The sequence below is a fragment of the Acidovorax sp. A79 genome, assembly GCF_041154505.1.
Lineage (GTDB): Bacteria > Pseudomonadota > Gammaproteobacteria > Burkholderiales > Burkholderiaceae_C > Acidovorax.
In genome coordinates, this window is the sequence record NZ_AP028672.1 from 4,285,720 (window position 1) to 4,301,172 (window position 15,453).

The 15,453-nt window shown below is 67.2% G+C and carries 13 protein-coding genes; 7 read left to right on the forward strand and 6 right to left on the reverse strand.

Annotated features, from left to right (window positions below; translation table 11 throughout):
- Positions 1-16 precede the first annotated feature (16 nt).
- The 5 genes from ACAM51_RS19645 to ACAM51_RS19665 all read left to right on the forward strand — a co-directional run bounded on the left by ACAM51_RS19645 (position 17) and on the right by ACAM51_RS19665 (position 7,199).
- On the forward strand, positions 17-1,387 hold the full coding sequence (locus ACAM51_RS19645; protein ID WP_369641622.1) for an NAD(P)-dependent oxidoreductase: 1,371 nt from the start codon (positions 17-19) through the stop codon (positions 1,385-1,387).
- A 40-nt stretch (positions 1,388-1,427) separates the two neighbouring features.
- Positions 1,428-2,741, forward strand: a complete 1,314-nt coding sequence (gene preA, locus ACAM51_RS19650) for an NAD-dependent dihydropyrimidine dehydrogenase subunit PreA (protein WP_218340365.1) — start codon at positions 1,428-1,430, stop codon at positions 2,739-2,741.
- Between the two features lie 179 nt (positions 2,742-2,920).
- On the forward strand, positions 2,921-4,381 hold the full coding sequence (locus tag ACAM51_RS19655) for an NCS1 family nucleobase:cation symporter-1 (RefSeq protein ID WP_369641623.1): 1,461 nt from the start codon (positions 2,921-2,923) through the stop codon (positions 4,379-4,381).
- A gap of 71 nt (positions 4,382-4,452) precedes the next feature.
- Entirely contained in the window at positions 4,453-5,904 is a 1,452-nt protein-coding gene (gene hydA, locus ACAM51_RS19660) for a dihydropyrimidinase (RefSeq protein WP_218340363.1), read from the forward strand.
- Between the two features lie 38 nt (positions 5,905-5,942).
- Complete coding sequence (locus ACAM51_RS19665; protein WP_369641624.1) at positions 5,943-7,199, forward strand: Zn-dependent hydrolase; 1,257 nt, start codon at positions 5,943-5,945, stop codon at positions 7,197-7,199.
- 79 nt (positions 7,200-7,278) lie between these two features.
- Here ACAM51_RS19665 and ACAM51_RS19670 read toward each other — a convergent pair whose 3' ends face one another.
- The 4 genes from ACAM51_RS19670 to ACAM51_RS19685 form a co-directional block, all read right to left on the reverse strand.
- Positions 7,279-8,316 (reverse strand): bifunctional nicotinamide-nucleotide adenylyltransferase/Nudix hydroxylase, encoded by a 1,038-nt coding sequence (locus tag ACAM51_RS19670; RefSeq protein ID WP_218293396.1) that lies wholly within the window; start codon positions 8,314-8,316, stop codon positions 7,279-7,281.
- A gap of 106 nt (positions 8,317-8,422) precedes the next feature.
- Positions 8,423-10,123 carry an NAD+ synthase gene (locus ACAM51_RS19675; RefSeq protein WP_218340361.1) on the reverse strand — a complete coding sequence of 567 codons (1,701 nt, stop codon included), beginning with the start codon at positions 10,121-10,123 and terminating at the stop codon, positions 8,423-8,425.
- A 142-nt stretch (positions 10,124-10,265) separates the two neighbouring features.
- A complete protein-coding gene (gene pncB, locus ACAM51_RS19680) occupies positions 10,266-11,456 on the reverse strand; it encodes a nicotinate phosphoribosyltransferase (RefSeq protein WP_369641625.1) in 1,191 nt (396 codons plus the stop codon).
- Positions 11,457-11,502: 46 nt separating this feature from the next.
- Entirely contained in the window at positions 11,503-12,360 is an 858-nt protein-coding gene (locus ACAM51_RS19685) for a cysteine hydrolase (protein WP_369641626.1), read from the reverse strand.
- 178 nt (positions 12,361-12,538) lie between these two features.
- Here ACAM51_RS19685 and ACAM51_RS19690 point away from each other — a divergent pair, with 178 nt between their 5' ends.
- Together ACAM51_RS19690 and ACAM51_RS19695 are read left to right on the forward strand one after the other, a co-directional pair.
- Positions 12,539-13,219 carry an NUDIX hydrolase gene (locus ACAM51_RS19690; RefSeq protein WP_369641627.1) on the forward strand — a complete coding sequence of 227 codons (681 nt, stop codon included), beginning with the start codon at positions 12,539-12,541 and terminating at the stop codon, positions 13,217-13,219.
- Between the two features lie 191 nt (positions 13,220-13,410).
- The gene (locus ACAM51_RS19695) at positions 13,411-14,655 is read left to right on the forward strand and encodes a diguanylate cyclase (protein ID WP_369641628.1); all 1,245 of its coding nucleotides are present in this window, start codon (positions 13,411-13,413) and stop codon (positions 14,653-14,655) included.
- Positions 14,656-14,739: 84 nt separating this feature from the next.
- Here the strand turns inward: ACAM51_RS19695 and ACAM51_RS19700 are convergent, their stop codons facing one another.
- The gene (locus ACAM51_RS19700; RefSeq protein ID WP_218293402.1) at positions 14,740-15,192 is read right to left on the reverse strand and encodes a hemerythrin domain-containing protein; all 453 of its coding nucleotides are present in this window, start codon (positions 15,190-15,192) and stop codon (positions 14,740-14,742) included.
- Between the two features lie 59 nt (positions 15,193-15,251).
- Complete coding sequence (locus ACAM51_RS19705; protein ID WP_218340356.1) at positions 15,252-15,437, reverse strand: DUF1328 domain-containing protein; 186 nt, start codon at positions 15,435-15,437, stop codon at positions 15,252-15,254.
- Positions 15,438-15,453: the final 16 nt, after the last annotated feature.

Below are 15,453 nucleotides of genomic sequence, written 5' to 3' on the forward strand. Positions count from 1 at the left end.
TTCCGGAGCAAGACTGATGGACACACCCGCAAGCCGTGCCTGCGGCATACATGCCGCGCGCCTGAACCTGGCCGACTACGCCCGCAACTTCAGCGACGCGCACCCGCCGCTCACCCGCCCGCAGGCGCTGATCGAAGCCGAACGCTGCTACTACTGCCACGACGCTCCGTGCGCCACGGCATGCCCCACGGGCATCGACATCCCGTCCTTCATCCATCGCATCGCGCAGGACAACAACCGGGGCGCGGCCCGCGCCATCCTGCAGGCCAACCCCCTGGGCGGCATGTGCGCCCGCGTGTGCCCCACCGAGGTGCTGTGCGAGCAGGCCTGCGTGCGCAACACCAACGAGGACAAGCCGGTGGAGATCGGTTCGCTGCAGCGCTACGCGACCGATGCCTTCTTCGCCAACCCGGGCGCGCCCATGTTCCAGCGCGCCGCGCCCACGGGCCGGCGCGTGGCCGTGGTGGGGGCGGGGCCTGCGGGCCTGGCCTGTGCCCACGGGCTGGCGCTGCGCGGACATGACGTGGTGCTGTTCGAGTCGCGCCCCAAGCTGGGAGGGCTCAACGAATATGGCCTGGCCAGCTACAAGACCACCGATAACTTCGCGCAGAAGGAGGTGCAGTGGCTGCTGTCGGTGGGCGGCATCGAAGTGCGCACCGGCCAGCAACTGGGGCGCGACATCACGCTCGATGGCCTGCTGGCCAGCCATGACGCCGTGTTCCTGGGCCTGGGCCTGCAGGGCGTGAATGCCCTGGGCATTGCCGAGCCTGCGGCGACAGGCCTGCGCAATGCGGTGGACTTCATCGCCGAGCTGCGCCAGAGCGGCGACCTGTCCACCCTGCCCGTGGGCCGCCGCGTGGTGGTGATCGGCGGCGGCATGACGGCGGTGGACGCCGCCGTGCAGTCGCGCAAGCTGGGCGCCGAGGACGTGACCATCGTCTACCGCCGGGGCGCCGACGCGATGTCGGCATCGCCTGTGGAGCAGGAATGGGCACAGACCCACGGCGTGAAGATCCGCCACTGGGCCGCGCCCCAGGAGGTGCTGTGCGAAGGGGGCGCGGTGAAGGGCGTGCGCTTTGCGGCGACGGCGCTCGATGCCGCCGGCAAGCTGGTGAACACCGGCGAGACCTTCACGCTCGACGCCGACATGGTGCTCAAGGCCATTGGCCAGACCTATGTGTCCGAGCCCGCTGGCAAGGCGATTGCGCTGCAAGGCGGCCGCATCACCACCGACAGTGCGGGCCGCACCAGCCTGGCGCGTGTCTGGGCCGGGGGCGATTGCCGCGTGGGCGGGCGCGACCTGACCGTCGAGGCCGTGGAGCACGGCAAGGTGGCGGCCCTGTCCATCCATGAAGCGCTGGGCGTGCCCGTGGCGCTCGTGGCCTGACGCGTTCACCGCAACTCACTGCATTTCACGGGAGCACCCCATGGCAGACATTCGCAGCAATTTTCTGGGCATCCAAAGCCCCAACCCCTTCTGGCTGGCCTCCGCACCGCCCACCGACAAAGAGATCAACGTCACCCGCGCCTTCGAAGCCGGTTGGGGCGGCGTGGTCTGGAAGACGCTGGGCGAAGACCCGGCCGTGGTCAACGTCAACGGCCCGCGCTACTCCACGCTGATGTCGCAAGACCGCCGCGTGATCGGCCTGAACAACATCGAGCTCATCACCGACCGGCCGCTGCACACCAACCTGGAAGAGATCAAGCGCGTCAAACGCAACTGGCCCGACCGCGCCATGATCGTCTCGCTCATGGTGCCTTGCGAGGAGCAGAGCTGGAAGAGCATTTTGCCGCTCGTCGAGGACACCGGCGCCGACGGCATCGAGCTCAACTTCGGCTGCCCGCACGGCATGAGCGAGCGCGGCATGGGCGCCGCCGTGGGCCAGGTGCCCGAGTACATCCAGATGGTCACGGCCTGGTGCAAGCACTACAGCCGCCTGCCCGTCATCGTGAAGCTCACCCCCAACATCACCGACGTGCGGCACCCGGCGCGCGCCGCCAAGGCGGGCGGGGCGGACGCGGTGTCGCTCATCAACACCATCAACTCCGTGATGGGCGTGGACCTGGACCGCATGGTGATGAGCCCCAGCACCGACGGCTGGGGCTCGCACGGGGGCTATTGCGGCCCGGCCGTCAAGCCCATCGCGCTGAACATGGTGGCAGAGATCGCGCGCGACGCGCAGACCGCCGGCCTGCCCATCAGCGGCATCGGCGGCATCACCACCTGGCGCGACGCGGCCGAATACATCGCCCTGGGCTGCGGCACGGTGCAGGTGTGCACGGCGGCCATGGTCTACGGTTTCAAGATCGTGCAGGACATGTGCGATGGGCTGTCGAACTTCATGGATGAGCACGGCTACGCCACGCTCGACGACTTCAAGGGCCAGGCCGTGCCCACCGTCAAGGACTGGAAGAACCTCAACCTCAACCACATCGAGAAAGCCGTCATCAACCAGGATGCCTGCATCCAGTGCGGCCGCTGCCATGTGGTGTGCGAAGACACCTCGCACCAGGCCATCACGTTCACCAAGGACGGTGGCGTGCGCAAGTTCGAGATCAACGAGGCTGAATGCGTGGGCTGCAACCTGTGCGTGTCGATCTGCCCCGTGCCTGAGTGCATCACCATGCGCGCGCTGGAGCCCGGCGAGGTGGATGTGCGCACGGGCAAGACGGTCACCGGTGAATACGCCAACTGGACGACGCACCCCAACAACCCGCAGCGCGTGCCGGCGGCGGCATGACGCTGGAGGCGCCCGATGTGGTGCGCGTTCGCAACGCGTGCTGCGCTGCATCTGGTGCGGTCCTTCCGTGATCTATAGCATCGCTCGCTTCCTTTGGCCCGCATCTGAATGCACCGGGGCGCCGGACCAGACAGCGGGTTGTGTGCAACCCCAATGAGGTCTTTGACAGGAGTACAGGCATGACGAACAGTACCGGTGGCGCTGCCCATGTGGCGGGGCTGATGCCCGGCGCAGCATCCAACACGCTGGCCAACGAAGATTTGCTCCCCACCACCGCCGCGCAGCGGCACTGGACCTGGAAGGACTTTGCCGCGCTCTGGGTGGGCATGGTGGTCTGCGTGCCCACCTACACCATGGCCAGCTCCATGCTGGACCAGGGCTTCTCCTGGCAAATGGCCGTGTGGCTGGTGTTCCTGGCCAACTGCATCGTGCTGGTGCCCATGGTGCTCATCGGGCGCGTGGGCCCCAGGTACGGCGTGCCGTTTCCGGTGCTCGCCCGCGCATCGTTCGGCGTGAAGGGCGCCAACCTGCCCGCCGTGCTGCGCGGCCTGGTGGCCTGCGGCTGGTTCTCCATCAACTGCTACTTTGGTGCGCTGGCGCTGCATGGCTTCCTGAACATCGTGGGCATGAACCTCGCGGGGCCGGCCGATGGCCAGACCATCAGCACCTCGCAGTTCATGTGTTTCCTCGCCTTCTGGGCGGTGCACATCTGGTTCATCTGGCGAGGGCCGGAATCCATCCGCAAGCTGGAGGTGATCGCCGCGCCGCTGATGATCGCCGCCTCCATCCTGCTGGTGGTGGTGCTCATGGTGCGGGTGCCCTCGGGCCAGCTCTTCAACCTGCCCGCCAAGGTGGTGGAAGGCGGGCCCAAGACCTGGGCCGCGCTCACCGGGCTGGTGGGCTTCTGGGCCACGCTGGCGCTCAACATTCCGGACTTCACGCGTTTCGCCAGATCGCAGAAGGACCAGGTCCTGGGCCAGGCCATCGGCCTGCCGATCCCCATGGCGCTGTTCTCGATGGTGGGCGTCATCGGCTTTTCCGCGTCGGCCATCCTGTACGGCAAGGCCCAGCTGTTCCCCGACGGCCTGTTGACCCAGATGGGCAGCGTGGCGGCCGGCCTGGGCCTGCTGGTGATCCTGCTGGCCAACCTGACCACCAACGTGGCCGCCAACCTGGTGTCGCCTTCCTATGATTTCAGCCAGTGCGCGCCTACCAGGATCAGCTTTCGCATGGGCGGCATCATCGCCGCGCTGATCGGGCTCGTGTTCATGCCCTGGAAGATCCTGGCCACATCAGGCGGCTACCTCTTCACCTGGCTGGGCGGCTACGGCACGCTGCTGGGCGCGATCGCGGGCATCCTGCTGGTGGACTACTACCTGGTGCGCAAGAGCGAGCTGAAGGTGGACGACCTGTACCGCCGCGGCGGCGAGTACGAATACAGCAACGGCTGGAACCTGCATGCGCTCATGGCCTTCTTCCTGGGCGTGCTGCCGTGCCTGCCGGGCTATCTGGCGGTGTCGGGCGTGGTGGACAAGGCCGGCATGCCCGCCATCTGGCTCACCCTGTTCGATTCGGGCTGGTTCTTCAGCCTGGCCGTGGCCGGCACCTACTACTACCTGACCGCGAAGAAAAAGCAATGACCTCCGGCCCTGCCTGGGCCTGGTGCCAGCGCAGGGCCTCTTTTTGATCTGCATCCCTGAAGGAGATCCCCATGACCCAAGCCCTTGTGATCCGCGGTGGAACCGTGGTCAATGCCGACCGCGAACAGCCGGCCGATGTGCTGTGCGTGGACGGCCGCATCGTGGCCGTGGGCGAGAGCGTGGCGGCGCAGGCCCCCGCGGGCGCACAGACCCTGGACGCCAGCGGCCAGTACGTGCTGCCTGGCGGGATCGATCCGCACACGCACATGCAATTGCCGTTCATGGGCACCGTCACCATGGACGACTTCTTCACCGGCACGGCCGCGGGCCTGGCCGGGGGCACCACGAGCATCATCGACTTCGTGATTCCCGACCCGCAGGAGCCCATCCTCGACGCCTACCGCAAGTGGCGCGGCTGGGCCGAGAAGTCGGCTGCCGACTATTCCTTCCATGTTGCCATCACCTGGTGGAGCGAGCAGGTGCGCGCCGACATGGGCACCCTGGTGCAGCAGGAAGGCGTGAACAGCTTCAAGCACTTCATGGCCTACAAGAACGCCATCATGTGCGACGACGAAACCCTGGTGAACAGCTTCAAGCGCGCGCTGGAGCTGGGCGCCATGCCCACGGTGCATGCCGAAAACGGCGAGCTGGTGTACCTGCTGCAGCAGGAGGTCGCCAAGATGGGCATCACCGGCCCCGAGGGCCACCCGCTCTCGCGCCCGCCCATGGTCGAGGCCGAGGCCGCCAACCGCGCCATCGCCATTGCCGACGTGCTCGGCGTGCCCATCTACGTGGTGCATGTGAGCTGCATGGAGTCGGCCGACGCCATCGCCCGCGCCCGCGCGCGCGGCCAGAGGGTGTATGGCGAGGTGCTGGCGGGGCACCTGCTGGTGGACGACAGCGTGTACCGCGACCCCGACTTTGCCAAGGCCGCCGCCTATGTGATGAGCCCGCCCTTTCGCCCCAAGGTCCACCAGGAGGCACTGTGGCGCGGCCTGCAGTCGGGCCAGCTGCACACCACCGCCACGGACCATTGCACCTTCTGCGCCGCGCAGAAGGCGGCAGGCAAGGACAACTTCGCCAAGATCCCCAACGGCACGGGCGGGGTGGAAGAGCGCATGGCCGCCATCTGGGATGCGGGCGTGAACACCGGGCGCCTCACGCCCTCCGAGTTCGTGGCCATCACCTCGGCCAATTGCGCCAAGCTGTTCAACATCTACCCGCGCAAGGGCTTCATCGGCGAGGGTGCCGACGCCGACCTGGTGCTGTGGGACCCCGAGGGCACCAAGACCTTCTCGGCCAAGACGCAGTTCAGCAAGGGCGACTTCAACATTTTTGAAGGCCGCACCGTGCGCGGCATCCCCAGCCACACCATCAGCCAGGGCCGCGTGGTGTTCGCCAACGGCGACCTGCGGGCCGAACAGGGCAAGGGCCGCTACATCAAGCGCCCCGCGTTCGGCGCCAACTTCCAGGCCGTGCAAAAGCGTGCGCAGGACCTGGCGCCTACCGCTGTCGCACGTTGATGGACTCGCTGACCGATTCAATGCCTCTGGAGAACACCATGGACACCAAAGTCAAACCCGATATCGAGAACCTGCGCATCAACGGCCAGCGCCTGTGGGATTCGCTCATGGAGCTGGCGCAGATCGGCGCCACCCCCAAGGGCGGCGTGTGCCGCCTGGCCCTCACCGACCTGGACAAGCAGGGCCGCGACCTCGTCACCCGCTGGGCGCGCGAGGCGGGCATGACGGTGACCATCGACAAGATCGGCAACGGCTTCATGCGCCGCCCTGGGCGCAACAACAGCCTGCCGCCCATCATGACCGGCAGCCACATCGACACCCAGCCCACGGGCGGGAAGTTCGACGGCAACTACGGCGTGCTGGCGGGCATCGAGGTGGTGCGCACGCTCAACGACCACGGCATCGAGACCGAGGCGCCCATCGAAGTCGCGTTCTGGACCAACGAGGAGGGCAGCCGCTTCGTGCCCGTGATGATGGGCTCGGGCGTGTTCGCCAAGGCCTTCACGCTGGAGCACGCCTACGCCGCCACCGACACCGAGGGCAAGACCGTGAAGGGCGAGCTGGAACGCATCGGCTACGTGGGCGACCAGGAACCCGGCGACCACCCCATCGGCGCGTATTTCGAAACCCACATCGAGCAAGGCCCGGTGCTGGAAGACAACGACAAGACCATCGGCGTGGTCAGCGGCGTGCTGGGCATCCGCTGGTTCGACTGCACCGTGACCGGCATGGAAGCCCACGCCGGCCCCACGCCCATGGCGCTGCGCAAGGATGCGATGCTGGCCGCCACGCGCATCATGCAGGACGTGGTGGCGGCAGCCCACCGCCACCCGCCGCACGGACGCGGCACCGTGGGCATGGTGCAGGTGTTCCCGAACAGCCGCAACGTGATTCCCGGGCGGGTCAAGTTCAGCATCGACCTGCGCAACAGCACCGACGAACTCGTGGACCAGATGGCCGCCGAGGTGAAGGCCCTGGCCGGGCAGGTGGCCCAGGAACACGGCGTGCAGGTGCACATCGAGATGGTGTCCAGCTACCCGGCCCAGGCCTTCCACGAGAACTGCGTGGAGGCCGTGGGCCGCGCGGCCGCCAAGCTCGGTTACAGCCACATGCCCGCTGTCTCGGGCGCGGGGCACGATGCCGTGTACATGGCCAAGCTGGCGCCCAGCGGCATGATCTTCATCCCGTGCAAGGACGGGATCAGCCACAACGAGATCGAGGATGCCCAGCCCGAGCACATCACGGCGGGGTGCAACGTGCTGCTGCATGCCATGCTCGAGCGGGCGGGGACTTGATGCTATCTGAATGATAGCTGCCAGCGCTTGATGGACAAGCGCTGGCAGCAGTTCTTGCCCGAAATGCGGCCGTGCGCGGTCAGTGCAGTTCCGTCAGCCCCAGGAAGTGGTCCAGCATGTGGAAGTGGTCTTCAAAGAACTCCTCTTCCAGGCCCGCCAGCTGGCCGATGGGCGTCCACTGCACCAGCATCGCGTCGTCATCGGCCTGCACCACGGGAAACGGCGCGTCGCCCAGATCGAAGTAGTGCGCGTGCGTGAGCGTGCGCCCGCGCTGGCTGCGGTCGGGGTGGTCGAACACCGCCACCGACTGCAGGGCGGCGCGCATGGTGGCTTCGGGCAGGTGGCAGTGGGTTTCTTCCACCAGTTCGCGCAGGCACGACTGCCACACGGTTTCGCGCTGTTCGATGAAACCGCCGGGCACCGCCAGCTGGCCCTTGCCGGGGGCGTGGGCGCGGCGTATCAGCAGCACATGGTCGCGGCAGCGCAGCACGGCGTCCACCGTCACGAACACGGGCGGATAGGGCGCGGCCGCCCAGGCCTGGCGGTAGCCGCGCAGCATCCGCCACTCCTGCTGCAGCGCCAGGTAGTGCGGGGTCTGCGCGAACTGGACCAGCGTGGCCAGGGTGCTGGGGGGCATCTGGTTGGCCAGGGGGGCGAGGGCGGAGGGAACGGTGTCGGGGCTCGCACCAAACCAGGCGTCGCGGATGGCCGTGGCGTCGATGGGGCCCTGGCGCTCCACATGGATGAGCTCCCAGCCGGGGAACGCGCTCAGGTAGCCGCTGGTGGCGTCCTTGAAGTGGCCCACCAGCCCGGTGCGCGCATTCGGTGCGGTCAAACGCGCCACACCCTGGCGCACGGCCTGCACCCACACGGCCTCGTTGTAGTAGTCGCGCATGGGCAGCACCTGCACGCGGCTGCGGTCGGCCTCGGGCAGCGCCATCAGCAGCATGGCTTCGCGCTCCTGCCAGGTGAAGGGGTTCTTGGGCGAGCGCGCCTGCCAGGCCGAGCCCACCACCACGATGACCTGCTGCGCGCTGTCGAGCGCGCGCCGCAGCAGCGCGATGTGGCCGTTGTGCACGGGTTCAAAACGCCCGATGTAGATGGCGGTATCGAGCATGTGTCTCCATTGCTGGGTTGTATTTTTGAGGTTTTTTGGCAGCTGGCGCTTGTCCATCAAGCGCCAGCAGCTATCTTTTTTGTAGTGATTTTATCTGATCGATGGTTCATGCATACCGTGCCGCAATCGGCATCTGCCGCCCGCTGCCAAAGGCCCGGGCCCGCACGCGCACGATGGGGGGGGCCTGGCGGCGTTTGTATTCGTTGCGCGCCACCATCATGCGCACGCGCTGCACCAGCGCGCGGCCGGCTTCTTCCTGCTGCAGCTGGGCCACGAAGGCCTGCGCGGCCGCATGCTCGGCGCTCGACAGGCGGTCGCCCTCGATCAGCAGCTTGAGCACTTCGTCCAGCACCGGGTAGGGGGGCAGGCTGTCCACGTCGCGCTGGCCGGGCGCCAGCTCGGCGGACGGTTCCTTGTCGATGATGGCCTGCGGAATCAGCTCGCGCCCGGCGTGTTCGTTGACATGGCGCGCAAGCGCGAACACCTCGGTCTTGTACAGGTCGCCGATCAGGCCCAGCCCGCCGTTGGTGTCGCCATACAGCGTGCAGTAGCCCACCGAGATTTCCGACTTGTTGCCGGTGGTGAGCAGCAGGTGGCCGAAGGCGTTGGAATACTCCATCAGCACCGTGCCACGGATGCGCGCCTGCAAATTTTCAAGCGGCAGGCCCGCCAGCGGCGGGCCAAAGCTGGCCTCGAACTGCCGCGCGTAGCCCGCCACCAGATCGGCGATCGGGTGCGTGAAGAGCTGCACGCCCAGGTTGCGGCACAGCGCCACCGAGTCATCGACCGAGCCGCTGCTGGAATAGCGCGAGGGCATGGTGATGCCCACCACGTTCCCGGGTCCCAGCGCCTCGGCCGCCAGCGCGAGGGTGAGCGCGCTGTCGATGCCGCCCGAGCTGCCCACCACCACCTGCGTGAAGCCGCAGCGGCGCGCGTAGTCCTTGAGGCCCAGCATGATTTGCTGGCGGTAGAACTCCATCGTGGGGATGCCCTCGGCCGGCACGGGAGCTGGGGCCTGGCCGTCGCCCATGGAGAAGTGGCCGTTGTCGAACTGCAGGGAGCGCACGTCCTCGACGAAACGTGGCGCCTCGAAGACGATGCCGGCCTCGGGCTCGGCGGCGAACGAGGCGCCGTCATACACCACCTGGTCGTGCCCGCCCACCTGGTTCACATACAGGATGGGCAGGCCGTGCCGGCGCGAGGAGCCGCCAAAGATCTGGTGGCGCTGTTCGCGCTTGCCGATGTGGCTGGGGCTGGCATTGATGCTCACCACCAGGTCGGGTGCCGCGTCGCGCATGCGCTCGAAGGGGTTCGTCGCGTAGTCGGCGCCGTGGTCGTTCCAGCCGTCCTCGCAGACCAGCAGGCCCACCTGGGCGTTGCCGATGCGCAGCACCTTGGCCACGTCGGGTCCCGGCTCGAAATGGCGGCGCTCGTCAAAGATGTTGTAGGTGGGCAGCAGCTGCTTGGCGTATTGCAGGCGCACGGTGCCGCCCTGCAGCACCAGCAGGCTGTTGTGCAGCCGCTTGCCGGGGCCGCGCGCGGGCGTGGGCGCACCCACCACCCAGTGCAGTTGCGGCAGCCCGGCGGAGGCCTGCTGCAACGCGGCCAGGCCGGCCTCGATGCGCTGCTGGAAGGCGCTTTCCTCCAGCATGTCGCCGGGGTAGTAGCCGCACAGCGACAGTTCGCTGAACACGATGAGGTCGGCCTGTTCGCGCGCCGCCTGCTGTGCGGCGGCCACCATGCGGGCCACGTTGCCCTCGATGTCGCCGACGGTGAAGTTGAGCTGGGCGATGGTGATGCGGAGCATGGTGTCATTCATCCTAAGGTTCGATTTCGTCGGCAGCCGCCGACACGGGCGCAGCCCATGCCAGGGACGCCGAGCAAGGGCCGCCCCGCAGTGAGGGCGTCGTCTCCCCGGAGGAAGGCGCGAAGCGACTCAGGGGGGCTTCTTATGCAATGCTGAAGACCTGGCGCAGGTATGCCAAGTATGTTTCATCGTCGCACAGCGTCTTGCCGGGCGTGTCCGAGAGCTTGGCCACGGGCTGGCCGTTGGCGTGCGTGAGCTTCATCACGATGTTGAGGGGCCTGTGGTCTGCGCCCATGTCGTTGGTGAGGTTCGTGCCAATGCCAAACCCGAGCTGCGTGCGGTCGCCAAAGTGGCGGTACAGCATGAGGGCGCGCTCCAGGTCGAGGCCATCGGAGAACACGAGCCGCTTGGTGTGCGCGTCGATGCGCAGCCTGGCATAGTGCGCCAGCGCCTTTTCGCCCCAGGCCACCGGGTCGCCCGAGTCGTGGCGCAGGCCGTCGAACAGCTTGGCGAAGTACAGGTCGAAGTCGGCCAGGAAGGCGTCCATGCCCACGGTGTCGGTCAGCGCGATGCCCAGGTCGCCCCGGTACTCCTGCACCCAGTCCTCCAGCGCGGCCTTTTGAAAGTCGCGCAGCCGCACGCCCAAAGCCTGGTAGCTTTGCAGGTATTCGTGCGCCATGGTGCCGATGGGCACCAGGTTCAAATCGCGCGCCAGCAGCACGTTGCTGGTGCCCTTGAACCACTGGGGTGTCTGCTCTGCAAATGTCTTGACCACCTCGCGCTGCCAGTCGCCGCTGTAGCGGCGGCGCAGGCCGAAGTCGAACAGCTCGAAGGGGTGGCGCAAGGTGGCTTGCCGGGCCAGGTCCTGCAACCGCTGTACCTTGGCGGCCAGGCGCTCGCGCCCGCTGGCCAGCGCTGCTGCCGCGTCGAAGCGGCGAAAGTACAGTTGGTTCACGATGGCCAACACGAAGATCTCGAAGCCCATCACGTGCACCTGGGGGCCGCGGGCCACGATGGTCAGCGCGTCGCCCTCGGCCCGCGCCTCGATGAAGTTGCGCTGGAACTGGAAGAGGCGCAGGAAGTCGACGAAGTCGCTCTTGATGAAGCGCAGGCCGCCCAGGTAGTCGAGCTCGCCCTTGGTAAAGCGCAGCGAGCACAGGTGGTCCAGCTCGGCGTTCACCTGCGGCAGCAGCTCGGCCAGCGGGTACAGGGGCTGGTTGCGGCACACGAAGCGGTATTCGCTTTGTGTTTGCGGATGGCGGTGCAGCAGGGCCTGCCACATGGTGAACTTGTACAGGTCGGTGTCGAGCAGGCTGGTGATGATGCGGGTCATGATGATGCTCCTGTTTTTATAGCTTTTTGCGCTTGTTCCGCAAGCGCTAGAGGCCGATTTCCGTGCTGGTGGCCAGCTGTACGCCCTGCGCGCGCATGGCGTCGAGGAAGGCCTGGTGCTGCGCCTCGAAGCCGCCCACGGGGCTCATGCAGTCGGTCAGCAGCACGATGTGGCCGGGCCGGGCGCCCGCCGCCTGCAGGCGGGGCAGGTGCTGCACGATGTGTTCGGTGGTGGCGCGCACGCAGTGGCTGCTGGCCTCGCCGGCGATGAGGAGCAGGTCGGCGGTGTCGAGCGCCGCGAGCAGGCGGGTGTTGAGGGCGGTGTCCGGGTCGGTGGCATCGACCACCTCGGCCTGGATGGCGCTGTAGTGCTCGGTCCAGGGGTTGGTGCCCTTGAACACGTGGTGCACCGCGCGCTGTTGCTGCAGCTGCCAGTCGCCGCAGGCGGCCAGCACGTCCGCATGCACGCCGTGGCCCCAGCTGCCGATCTCGCAGTGCACCGGCCAGACCATGAGCGTGTAGCGGCCCTGGGCTTCCAGCGCATCCAGGTAGGCCAGCGTGCGGGGCAGTGCGGCGGCGCTGCGGGGGGTGAAGGCGCCGCTGCGCACCTGGGCCGCCGTGATGGGCGTGAAGGGCGCGACGGCCGACCCGTTGGCCTGCTGCCAGAAGCCGGGGTGGGCGATGTCGAAGCGCTGGTGCGAATCGAGCGTCACCGTGATGGCGTCGAGCCGCCCCGCCTGCGCGCGGATGAAGGCGGCCGCGCGCCGCAGGTCGGCGTGGGCGCCAGCCACGGGCAGGCTGGGCATCGTGCGGGTGCCGTCCGGCTGGCGGGGTTGCCAATCGGCCGGCAGGTCGCAGAAGTCGTTTTGCGGGTCGATCACCAGCAGCTGGATATTGCGGGCCATGGGCTTCTCCTTCGGTATGGGAACAGTGTAGGTTTGTTAGGTTAATAATGCAACTAACCAATGTGAAACCTCATGTTTCCGCTGTGCGCCAGCGGCCAGCACGCAAGCGCTTGGGGTTTGCGCCGCCCGGTGGTAGCCTCGTTCGTATATCTCTGCAATGAACCATGTGCCTTCCCCCATGAACGACGACAGCGCCTGTGCCGTGATCTGCACCGTGGATGTGGTGCTGCTGACCCTGGAAGAGGGGGTGCTGAAGGTGGCCCTGGTGCGCCGGGAGCACGCGCCGTTCGCCCAGGCGCTGGCGCTTCCGGGCGGTTACATCCACGCCCAGGACGATGTGGACGCCCAGGCCGCCGCCGCCCGCGTGCTGCGTGCCAAGGCGGGCCTGGAGAGTCCCTATCTGGAGCAGCTGGCCACCTTCTCGGGCGCGGTGCGGGACCCGCGGGGCTGGTCCCTGGCGGTGGCGTATTGTGCGCTGGTCCCGCCCGGGACGCTGGCCCAGGCGGAGGGCCGTGTGCACCTGGTGGCCGTGGACGGCGGCCTGCCGCCGTTGCCGTTCGACCACCGCCAGATCGTCGACGCCGCCGTGTTGCGCGTGCGCAGCAAGAGCCAGTATTCGTCCATGCCCGTGCACCTGTGCGCCGAGCCCTTCACGCTGCCGCAGCTGCAGGCGGTCTACGAAGCCGTGCTGGGCGAGGCGATCAACAAGGTGAGCTTTCGCCGCAAGATGGACGAGCTCGCGATGCTGGAGGCACTGCCCGGTGCCCTGCAGACCGGCGGCGCCCACCGGCCCGCGCAGCTGTACCGGGTGCGTCCCGCCTACCGGCGCAGCCTGTCGCTGAGCGCACGGGGGCTGTAGCGCCCTGGCGGCGGCGGCGGCGCGCACGAACGAACGAACGAACGAAAAAGTTGGACCGCGCCGGGGAAATCTGGCACAAACGCAAACTTTGTGTCCCACGAAGGGTGGGTGCGCGCCGGCGGGCCGGGAGGGCCGCCGCCGCACCGCCAACAACAACAAGCCGGCCCGACGCTGGCGCCTGAGGGTCATCCATGTCTTTGCGGCTGAAATTCAATCTGGTGCTGGCGGGTGTGCTGCTGCTGGCGGTGGTGGGGGCGGGGCTGTACGTGCACCGCTTCCTGCAGCAGTCGGCGATCGAGGAGGTGCAGCACAACTCGCAGATCATGATGCATGCGGCCATGGCGATCCGCGACTACACCACCGAGCTCGTCAAGCCGCATCTGGACGTGACGCTGGCGGAAAAATTCCTCCCCCAGACGGTGCCAGCCTATGCCGCCACGGAGACCCTGCGTCGCCTGCAGAGCCGCTTTCCCGGGTATGAGTACAAGGAGGCGGTGCTCAATCCCACCAATCTGCGCGACCGCGCCACGGAATGGGAGGAGCGCATCATCGGCGACTTCCGCGAAGGCCGCGCGGACCTCAAGAAGGAGGTCTCCGGCGAGGTGGGCGAGGGCATGCACCGCGCCCTGTACGTGGCCCGCCCCATCACCATCAAGCAGGCCCAGTGCATGGCCTGCCACAGCACACCGGCCGTGGCGCCCCCCACCATGCTCAAGGTGTATGGCGACAAGAACGGCTTTGGCTGGGGCATGAACGAAACGGTGGGCATCCAGGTGGTGAAGGTGCCGATGTACTTCCCGCTGGAGAAGGCGCGCCAGACCTTCTATACCGTGATGGGCGCGCTGGTGGGCAGCTTCGTGCTGCTGTTCGTGGTGCTGAACCTGTCGCTGTCCTCGCTGGTGATCGAGCCCATGGCGCGCCTGAACCGCAAGCTCGAGGACCTGGCCACCAAGGACTTCCTGACCGACCTGGTCAACCGCCGCCGCTTCTTCGAACGGCTGGAGACCGAGATGGCCGACACCCGCATCAAGAAGAGCCACCTGTCGGTGGTGATGTTCGACATCGACTTCTTCAAGCGCATCAACGACACCTTCGGGCACGATTCGGGCGACGTGGTGCTCAAGAGCACGGCACTGCGCGTGCGCGAACTGCTGCGCTCGTCCGACTGCGCGGCGCGTTTCGGCGGGGAGGAGTTCATCATCCTGCTCAAGGAAACCCCGGTGGACGCCGCCATGGCCATGGCCGAGGCCGTGCGTGCCCGCATCGCCGGCGCGCCCTTCGATTCGGTGGGCCATGTGAGCGCGAGTTTTGGCGTGGCGACCTGGGACCACCACGAAGACGCCCATGCCCTCATCAAGCGCGCGGACACCGCCCTGTATGTGGCCAAGTCCCGGGGCCGCAACTGCGTGGTGCAGGCCGAGGAAGCGGTGGCCTGAGGCGCTGATCACGTTCCCCCGCGGGGGCGCGACACGCAATTCACGCACTGTCTTCACATGGGGTGAGAAGGGTGCCGTCGCCGCTCAGGCAGTCGTCGTCTTTGCTTCTTCGTAGGTCGCCAGGTATTCCTTGGCCAGCTGCATCTTCTGCTTTTCGGTCAGCAGCTTGCCGGCCATCTGGAAGAATTTGTGTTCCTCTTCTTCCAGGTGGTGCTCGACCTTCTCGGCCAGTTTTTTGGCCAGCGGCAGCCAGGCGGGCGTTGCGGGGTCGGCATCCTCCAGCGATTCCACCAGTTCATCGAGCTGGTGGTGTTCGGAGATCGCGTGGCGGGATAGATCAACGCCCGCATCGTGCGCCATCAGCGGAATGTAGAAATGCCGCTCCTCGGCCAGCTCGTGCGCCAGCAGTTCTGTCTTGAGCTGCTCGAACAGGTCGTGCCGCTCGGGCGTGTCGCCGCTGGTATCGACCAGCTGCTTGCACAGCGCGCGCTGCCGTTCGTGGCTTTCGCGCAGCGCTTCAAAGATGTTGAGGGCCATGGGATTCCTGATTTCTTTTCTTGTGCGTGGATCGTGGGGGTGCAACCAAGCCGTGGCGGCTACTTCAGCGCCTTGCGCGCGGCGCCCACGCCCACGGCGGCGAGGACCACGAACACCACGGCGATGATCAGGAAGATCACGAACAGCACTTTGGCAATGCCAGCGGCGCCGGCAGCCACACCGGTGAAGCCCAGCGCACCTGCAACCAGGGAAATCAGGGCAAAAATGATGGCGTACTTCAGCATGATGGTCGCTCCTTGC

What these genes read in the sequence shown, in the direction of transcription:
- ACAM51_RS19645 (WP_369641622.1), top strand. Translation starts at nt 17, where the DNA reads ATGGACACACCCGCAAGCCGTGCCTGCGGCATACATGCCGCGCGCCTG.
- preA (WP_218340365.1), top strand. Translation starts at nt 1,428, where the DNA reads ATGGCAGACATTCGCAGCAATTTTCTGGGCATCCAAAGCCCCAACCCC.
- ACAM51_RS19655 (WP_369641623.1), top strand. Translation starts at nt 2,921, where the DNA reads ATGACGAACAGTACCGGTGGCGCTGCCCATGTGGCGGGGCTGATGCCC.
- hydA (WP_218340363.1), top strand. Translation starts at nt 4,453, where the DNA reads ATGACCCAAGCCCTTGTGATCCGCGGTGGAACCGTGGTCAATGCCGAC.
- ACAM51_RS19665 (WP_369641624.1), top strand. Translation starts at nt 5,943, where the DNA reads ATGGACACCAAAGTCAAACCCGATATCGAGAACCTGCGCATCAACGGC.
- ACAM51_RS19670 (WP_218293396.1), bottom strand. Translation starts at nt 8,316, where the DNA reads ATGCTCGATACCGCCATCTACATCGGGCGTTTTGAACCCGTGCACAAC.
- ACAM51_RS19675 (WP_218340361.1), bottom strand. Translation starts at nt 10,123, where the DNA reads ATGCTCCGCATCACCATCGCCCAGCTCAACTTCACCGTCGGCGACATC.
- pncB (WP_369641625.1), bottom strand. Translation starts at nt 11,456, where the DNA reads ATGACCCGCATCATCACCAGCCTGCTCGACACCGACCTGTACAAGTTC.
- ACAM51_RS19685 (WP_369641626.1), bottom strand. Translation starts at nt 12,360, where the DNA reads ATGGCCCGCAATATCCAGCTGCTGGTGATCGACCCGCAAAACGACTTC.
- ACAM51_RS19690 (WP_369641627.1), top strand. Translation starts at nt 12,539, where the DNA reads ATGAACGACGACAGCGCCTGTGCCGTGATCTGCACCGTGGATGTGGTG.
- ACAM51_RS19695 (WP_369641628.1), top strand. Translation starts at nt 13,411, where the DNA reads ATGTCTTTGCGGCTGAAATTCAATCTGGTGCTGGCGGGTGTGCTGCTG.
- ACAM51_RS19700 (WP_218293402.1), bottom strand. Translation starts at nt 15,192, where the DNA reads ATGGCCCTCAACATCTTTGAAGCGCTGCGCGAAAGCCACGAACGGCAG.
- ACAM51_RS19705 (WP_218340356.1), bottom strand. Translation starts at nt 15,437, where the DNA reads ATGCTGAAGTACGCCATCATTTTTGCCCTGATTTCCCTGGTTGCAGGT.